The sequence below is a fragment of the Pseudomonas sp. MD195_PC81_125 genome (genome assembly GCF_014060985.1).
GTDB lineage: Bacteria > Pseudomonadota > Gammaproteobacteria > Pseudomonadales > Pseudomonadaceae > Aquipseudomonas > Aquipseudomonas parakoreensis.
The window spans coordinates 1-5,458 of sequence record NZ_JABULD010000404.1 but is presented as its reverse complement, the minus strand read 5'-3'; the positions used below and the strand labels follow the sequence as shown (position 1 = coordinate 5,458).

1 protein-coding gene and 1 pseudogene are annotated in these 5,458 nt (G+C 61.2%); one reads left to right on the top strand and one right to left on the bottom strand.

All coding sequences use genetic code 11. The annotated features are described in order from the left end of the window. Positions 1–71 precede the first annotated feature (71 nt). Positions 72–1,424 carry a TolC family outer membrane protein gene (locus tag HT737_RS16525; RefSeq protein ID WP_041070916.1) on the bottom strand — a complete coding sequence of 451 codons (1,353 nt, stop codon included), beginning with the start codon at positions 1,422–1,424 and terminating at the stop codon, positions 72–74. A gap of 357 nt (positions 1,425–1,781) precedes the next feature. Between HT737_RS16525 and HT737_RS16520 the strand changes: the two are divergent. Next, positions 1,782–5,458, top strand: a pseudogene (locus HT737_RS16520) (retention module-containing protein); the annotation flags it as partial.

The following is a 5,458-nucleotide window of genomic DNA, read 5'->3' as shown; positions in this document are numbered from 1 at the left end:
AGTTGAACTCGACTGACTTCTGATTCCACGCTCGGCACTCTTGGCTAACAATTGAACAATGAAGGTTCTGCTCAATTCATACCGGGCAGTTGGACCTTCGGCTTCACATCGTTCTGCACGACGGATGCCAACGGCGCGACCACTCCCTGGCTCTTGAGCAACTCGCCCATGGTCGCCTTGATTCGATACTGAGTAAATAACTGAATGTTCTTGATCTCGGCCAAACGGCGCGAAGCGGTGAACAACTCGTTTTCGCTGTCGAGCAAATCGAGCAGGGTGCGCTCGCCGAGGCTGAACTGACGCTGGTAAGCGGTACGCACGGCGGTGCTGTGATCAACGTACTGCTGAGCGATCGGCACCTGGGCATTGGCGTTGTTCAAGGCGTTCCAGGCCAGGCCCAGTTCTTCGTTCAACTGACGCAGGGCGTTGTTGCGGATGTCCAGCGCCTGGTTCGACAGGTACGACTTGGATTCCAGATCGGCCTTGTTGCTGCCACCGGAGTACAGGTTGAAGCGCATGCGCAGCATGGCCTGCCACTCGTTGTTATGGCCGTTCTGACCGTCGAGATCGTTGTCGGCAGTGCGACCCAGCTCGGCGTCGAAACGTGGGTAGAAGGTCGACTTGGCGGTTTCGTACTGCTTCTCGGCAGCAGCGATATCGGACTCGGCCGAGCGCAGGATCGGGCTGTTTTCCAGCATCTGCTGCCGCGCTTCATTGAGGTTGGCCGGCATCATCGCCATGAACGGCGCCGGACGCTCCAGCTGGTCAGGCATCTGGCCGACGGCACTGAGGAAGTTGGTCTCGGAGTCGGCGAGGTTGGTCTGCTCGGTGATCAGGTTATTGCGCGCCTGGGCCATCCGCGCTTCGGCCTGATCGAGGTCGGCACCACTGCCGACGCCGCGCTGGGTGCGCAGCTGAATCTGGTCGTAGATGCGCTGGTGGCTCTTGAGGTTTTCTTCGGCCAGACGCACGAATTCGCGGCGGGTCAACACGTCCAGGTACACCTGGGCGACGGTCAGCGCGGTGCGCTCGGAAGTCCCCAGCAGGGAGTAGGCGCGGGAGTTGACGGTGGCTTGTTGACGCCCGACTTCGCTCGACGTCGCAAAACCGTCAAAGACCATTTGCGAGAGACGTAAACTTGACTCACTGCGGTTCAGCGTCTCCCAGTGGTTGCCGCCACCGTTGGCGCGCGTGGTCACGCTGTCGGTGCCCTCACGGCCATAACCACCCAGCAGGTCGACCTTGGGCAGGTATCCACCTTTCGCAGCCTTTAACTGATAATCCGCCGCCAGACGACTATTGACCCCTGCCTGGATTTCCGGATGGACATCCAGTGCCTGTTGCATGGCTTCCGGTAAGGATTGTGCATGGGCGAAAGAGGCGGCCAGAGCGAAGGGTAGAGCCTTGAACAAGTGCAAACGCATGGTAAAGATTTCCCAGGACTTCTTGTCTTGAATCACAGCAAAACGTGCTGCTGCGTCGGATGATTGGCAACCGGAATGACCGTATGTCGGAAAGTTCAAAATAGGAACTGGATCACACGCTGAGGGACAGGTCGCCGCGGAAATATCAATGTGACATTAGTGGGGCGATTGTTTAGGATGGCACCCAGAAGGTCAATAGTTTGGCATAAAGTTAATAGCGAAAGAATCTAGCCAAAATATTGACGAAAAGAAGCGTCAAACTTGATTCGCAAATTTTAAAAGTACGTCCAGACTGAATCGGCGCCGAAGCCATCAGGCAATGGAAGTCAACTGAACGTAACACCCGGAGAGTCTTCAATGAGCAGTGTTGTTGCCATCGTCAAAAGCATTGTCGGTCAGGTATTCGTGGTATCCCCCGAGGGTGTACGCCGCGTGCTCGTTGAAGGCGATCGCCTGTTCGTCGGCGACCAGATCGATACTGGCCTCTCCGGCGCTGTATCGCTGGAACTGGCGGATGGCCGCACCCTGGACCTGGGTCGCGAAACCCAGTGGAGCGCCAACGCGCCCGACTCCAGTACGGACCTGGCCGAAGCCACCGCGCAGGCCGCACCTTCTGTAGCCGAATTGCAGCAGGCCATCGCCGCCGGCGCCGACCCGACCACCGCTCTTGAAGCCACCGCTGCCGGCGCGACCGCCGCAGGGACTGGCGGCGCGGCAGGCGGCGGTCACAGCTTCGTGATGCTCGACGCCACTGCTGGCCGCGTCGACCCGACCATCGGCTTCCCGACCGCGGGCATCAACGCCGGTGCGCAAGCGGCGCAGAACATCACCGGTGGCCAGACCACCGATACCACCGCCAACGCCCTGCGTGAGTCGACCCTGAGCCTCAGCGCCACGCCGACCATCACTGAAGCCGGCGGCGTGCTGGTGTACACCGCGACCCTGACCCAGGCGCCGCTGACCGACCTGACCATCACCCTGTCCAACGGCTCGGTGATCGTGATTCCCGCCGGCTCCACCACCGGCACCGTCAACGTGCCGCTGGCGCCGAACGACACCGTTTATAACGACCCGACCCAGATCGACGTGACCGTCACCGGCACCACCGGCGGCAACGGCATCACCGTGACCCCGCCGACCACTCCGGCCACGACCCAGGTCACCGACACCATCGACACCACCACCGTCACCCTGACCGCTGGCAGCAGCGTCACCGAAGGTGGTCAGATCACCTACACCGCGACCCTGACCAACCCGGCACAGACGCCGGTCACCGTCACCCTGTCCAACGGTTCGACCATCACCATCGAAGCCGGCCAGACCACGGGCACTGTCAACGTGCCAACCGCGCCGAATGACGTCTACAACAACGGCAGCACCGTCAGCACCACCATCACTGGTGCCACTGGTGGCAACTTCGAGAACCTGGTGCCGAACACGACGCCAGCCGTGACGAACATCGTTGATTCGCGCGACACCACCGGCCTGATCCTGACCGCTACCGGCAGCGTGGTTGAAGGTGGCCAGATCACCTACACCGCGACCCTGACCAACCCGGCGCAGACGCCGGTCACCGTCACCCTGTCCAATGGCTCGACCATCACCATCGAAGCCGGCCAGACCACGGGCACCGTCAACGTGCCGACTGCGCCAAACGATGTCTATAACAACGGCGGCACCGTCAGCACCACGATTACCGGTGCTACCGGCGGCAACTTCGAGAACCTGGTGCCAAACACGACACCAGCGACCACCACTGTCACTGACTCCATCGACACCACCAACCTGTCGCTGAGTGCCACTGGCACCGTGGCCGAAGGCGGTTCGATCGTTTACACCGCAATCCTGACCAATCCGGCGGGCACCCCGGTGACCGTGACGCTGAGCAACGGCTCCATCATCACCATCGAAGCCGGCAAAACCACTGGCACCGTAACCGTTCCAGCCCCTGCGGATGACGTCTACAAAGATGCCGGCAAAGTCGAAGTCAGCATCACCGGCACCAGCGGTGGCAATTTCGAGAACCTGGTACCAAGTACCGTTCCAGCCGTCACCGAAGTCACCGACACCATCGACACTTCGACGGTCAAACTGACCGCCGACACCTCGGTTGCTGAAGGCGGCACCGTCACTTACACCGCCACCGTCGGCGCACCGGTCACCGGTTCGCCAGTGACCGTGACCCTGACCAACGGTCAGACCATCACCATCGAAGTCGGCAAAACCACCGGCACCGTGACCACCACCGCACCGAACGATGCGCTGACCGGCAACCCGCCGCTGACCAATGCCATCACCGACGTCACTGGCGGTAACTACGAAAACCTCGTCGCCGACAAAACTCCGGTTTCGACCACCGTTACCGATACCGTCGACACCACCAATCTGTCGCTGAGCGCCACCGGTACCGTCGCCGAGGGTGGTTCGATCGTCTACACCGCGACCCTGACCAACGCTGCCGGTTCGCCGGTCACCGTGACCCTGAGCAACGGCGCCGTGATCACCATCGAGGCCGGTAAAACTACCGGCACCGTGACCGTTCCGGCGCCTGCCGATGACGTCTATAAAGACGCAGGCAAAGTGGAAGTCAGCATTACCGGAACCAGCGGTGGCAATTTCGAGAACCTCGTTCCGAGCACCGTGCCGGCCGTCACCGAAGTGACCGACACCATCGATACTTCGACCGTCAAACTGTCCGCTGACACTTCGGTCGCCGAGGGCGGCACGGTGACTTACATCGCTACGGTTGGTGCACCCGTGACCGGTTCGCCGGTTATCGTGACTCTGGCCAACGGTCAGTCCATCACCATCGAAGTCGGCAAGACCACCGGCACCGTGACCACCACCGCGCCGAACGATGCGTTGAACGGTCAGGCACCGCTGAGCAACTCGATCACTGGCGTGAGCGGTGGCAACTACGAAAACCTCGTCGCCGACAAAACCCCGGTTTCGACCACCGTTACCGACACCATTGACACCACCAACCTGTCGCTGAGTGCCACTGGCTCCGTCGCTGAAGGCGGTTCGATCGTTTACACCGCAACGTTGACCAATCCGGCCGGCACCCCGGTGACCGTGACGTTGAGCAACGGCTCTGTCATTACCATCGAAGCCGGCAAAACCACCGGTACCGTGACCGTTCCGGCGCCTGCCGATGACGTCTATAAAGACGCCGGCAAAGTGGAGGTCAGCATTACCGGAACCAGCGGTGGCAATTTCGAGAACCTCGTTCCGAGCACCGTGCCGGCAGTCACCGAAGTGACCGACACCATCGATACTTCGACCGTCAAACTGACCGCCGATAACTCGGTGGCCGAGGGCGGCACCGTCACTTACACCGCCACCGTTGGCGCCCCCGTGACCGGTTCGCCGGTTGTCGTGACTCTGGCGAACGGCCAGACCATCACCATCGAAGTGGGTAAAACCACCGGCACCGTGACCACCACCGCGCCGAACGATGCGTTGAACGGTCACGAACCGCTGACTAACTCGATCACCGGCGTCACCGGCGGCAACTACGAAAACCTGGTTGCCGACAAGACTCCAGTCAGCACCACCGTTACCGACACCGTCGACACCACCAACCTGTCGCTCAGCGCGACCGGCACCGTCGCTGAAGGCGGCTCGATCATCTACACCGCGACCCTGACCAACCCGGCGGGCACCCCGGTGACCGTGACCTTGAGCAACGGCTCGGTCATCACCATCGAGGCCGGCAAAACCACTGGCACCGTGACTGTTCCAGCCCCGGCTGATGACGTCTACAAAGACGCCGGCAAGGTCGAAGTCACGATCAAGGATGCGTCCGGCGGCAACTTCGAAAATCTGGTACCGAGCACCGTCCCGGCCGTGACCGAAGTCACCGACACCATCGATACCTCTACCGTGAAGCTCAGCGCCGATACTTCGGTGGCTGAAGGTGGCACCGTCACTTACACCGCCACCGTCGTGCGCCGGTCACCGGCTCACCGGTTGTTGTAACCCTGGCCAACGGTCAGACGATCACCATCGAAGTGGGTAAAAACCACCGGCAC

Bases quoted from the DNA above. Each gene is read 5' to 3' on its own strand.
- HT737_RS16525 (WP_041070916.1), bottom strand. From the start codon at position 1,424: ATGCGTTTGCACTTGTTCAAGGCTCTACCCTTCGCTCTGGCCGCCTCT.